General features: G+C 63.4%; 2 protein-coding genes and 1 pseudogene. 1 reads left to right on the plus strand and 2 read right to left on the minus strand.

All coding sequences use genetic code 11. From position 1 onward, the window contains the following. The coding region (locus QOC89_RS27105; protein ID WP_323047843.1) for an oligosaccharide flippase family protein at positions 1 to 686 on the minus strand (686 nt) is incomplete at its 3' end. A gap of 359 nt (positions 687 to 1,045) precedes the next feature. On the opposite strand from QOC89_RS27105, the gene QOC89_RS27110 reads away from it, so the two are divergent. Then, positions 1,046 to 2,236 carry a glycosyltransferase gene (locus tag QOC89_RS27110; protein ID WP_323047844.1) on the plus strand — a complete coding sequence of 397 codons (1,191 nt, stop codon included), beginning with the start codon at positions 1,046 to 1,048 and terminating at the stop codon, positions 2,234 to 2,236. A 37-nt stretch (positions 2,237 to 2,273) separates the two neighbouring features. On the opposite strand, the pseudogene QOC89_RS27115 reads toward QOC89_RS27110, so the two are convergent. Then, positions 2,274 to 2,578: pseudogene (locus QOC89_RS27115) on the minus strand (acyltransferase); the annotation flags it as partial.

Genomic DNA, 2,578 nt, shown 5'->3' on the forward strand with positions numbered 1-2,578 from the left:
ACGCTGCTGGCCCAGATCCAGCGGCTGAAGCCCACGTAGTGACCGATGCCCGACCACACGGCACGGATCGGCGGACGCGGCTTCATGGTCGCCCACGTCAGAACGCTTTTCAGGCTTTCACCGACGACGAGGCCGATCAGCACCGAGGCCGCACCGGCGCCCAGGTAGGCGCAGCCGAGCCCGACCGAACAATCGACGAATGCCGCTCCCACCTCGACGCCGGCAATATGCTGGAAGCGCCGCTCGCGCTGCACGAGGTAGTAGGTGGGCGATGCCAGACCGCGCAACAACGGCAGTAGTGCCGCAAGCTGGATCAGCACCAGTGAACCGTTCAGATGGAACTGGCTGCTCAGCAATGGCGCGAGCGCGACCAGCAGCAATGAGATGAGCACGCCGCGCGCGGTCAGCGTCGTCCACACCGCGCCCAGCTGCGAACGCGTCGGCGGATGTTCGCCTTGAATGACCGCTTGCGCGAGACCGGTGTCCGAGAGCGCCTCGGCAATGGCTACCGCGAGCAGCGCCACGCTCACGCTGCCGATCGCCGCCGGCCCAAGCATCCGGCCAATCGCCAGGAACTTGACGGCTACCAGTCCACGCACGGCGAACTGCTGCAATAGCACCCACGTCGCCGCGCTTGCCCCGAAGCTGGACGCTATGGAAAGCGGCGGAAGCCTGATCGCCCGCAAGCTGTATCTCCGTCGGATCGGAACGCCGTTGAACTGGCTCCCCGCAGCGATTCAACGCATCGCTGCGAAACGCCGCCGGCGCATAATTAGTTGGGTTGCACCAGCAAGCTGGCGAGGTTTTCATCGAACGCTATATACGACCTTACCGCGAGAGAATCGGCGACAACCGCCATCAGCTAGGCCTGTTCAGCCGAACCGGTGACGCGCTGGTACGTTTTCACACAGAACGAGTCAAATAGACGAATCCACTCGCGCCCGCGATGCTAACGTTGTTCAGCCAGCGCCTCCCGGCAGCCGGCGTCAACGCTGCGTCTTCACGCTTCACACGACGCATTCGACCACGGAAGACCACTGAACCGATGGAACAAGACTACGTCCTGATTGTGGAGCCCAACCTCACCGGTCATCGCTGGCGTTATGTCGAGTGGACCATGCAGGCCTGCACGGAGGCCGGCTATCCCTGCATCCTCGCGACCGAATCCGGCAACGAAGATCACCGGCTCGCCAGACAGATCGTAGCGGCCAATCGCGCCGACTTGCAGATTGCATTCGTCGATCCCCAGGAGCGGTCTCGCGGCCTGCTGCGTCAGTCCAACCAGTACTCGCGCTTTCATCGCTATTTCAAGCGCGTGCATCGCGTGGTCAGCCATGCGCAGCCGATCAGGCTGGTGGTCGTGCCGTACGTCGACTATTTCTTTTATGCGCTGCCGTTTCTCGGCTCGCCGTTCCGTAAGACACCGTGGATCGGCATCACGATGCGCTCGACCTTCCATCACCACAAGGTCGGTATCAAGTCGCCCGATCGTCCGATCGTCAATGCGATCAAAGCGCAGTTGTTCAAACGCGCGATCCGGTGCCCAGGTTTGCGCACGCTGCTGACGATCGATCCCACGCTGCCGGAATGGGCGGCGCGCAACGCCTCGAAGACCAGCGCGGCGGTCGCCTATGTGGCGGACCCGTTTCCGGACGAGCGGGCGGAAAACCCCGTTCTGGCTCGCGAGCGGCTCGGACTGGACCCCGACCAGCGCTATCTGCTGGTGTACGGCGCGATCAGCGAACGCAAAGGGATTTATGAACTCGTCCATGCGTTGACGCGTCTGGAGCATGCGCCCACGTTGATCGTCGCGGGCGAGCAGGACGCGGGCACGCGCCATTTCATGCGCAATCATGTGCGCAGCCTCACACCCGCGCCGCTGATACTCGACTCGTTCATTGCGAACGACATCGAACGCGATCTGTTCTCCGCCTGCGACGCGGTCTGGCTCGGCTACAAGGGACACTATGGAATGAGCGGTGTGCTCGTGCAGGCGTACCGCTTCGGCAAGCCCGTGATCGCAACGGAAGACGGCCTGATCGGCTGGTTCAGCCGGCGCTGCGAACTGGGGCCGATTCTGAGCGACCTCAGTTCCGCTTCCATCGGTCGTGCGATCACTGAAACCATGACCTCGTGGCCCCATGCGCCGCAAAGCATGCCTTCCGCACGCGAGGATCTGCTGTCACGGCATACGCTCGGGCAGTTCAAGCAGACCTTGCTTCAACAGATGGCGTGATCCCCGGCTAACGGCTGAGCCGCCCGCCCGCCGACACTCACGCCGGCAGGGACGATTCCGAGGCGGGCTCCTTGCCGCCAGCCACTGGCGCAGGCACTTCCTCGCGCACCGAACTGTTGCGCTTTGCCGGGAACAGCGCGTTGCGCATCAGCAGGAACGGATACTCGATCGCGCGCGTGGTGACATAGCCGATCGCAATCGCCAAAGCGAACTGCGCGGTAAGCGCTACGATCCAGATCACGCTCGGCGCAAGCCCCATGGCGGTCGCCTTGCGGATCAGCATGTCGCCAGGCGCGAGCGCGAGCGAATGCCACAGGTAGATGCCGTACGAATAGAGGCCGA

Source organism: Paraburkholderia sp. (assembly GCF_034668105.1).
In the GTDB taxonomy this organism is placed as follows: Bacteria; Pseudomonadota; Gammaproteobacteria; order Burkholderiales; family Burkholderiaceae; genus Paraburkholderia.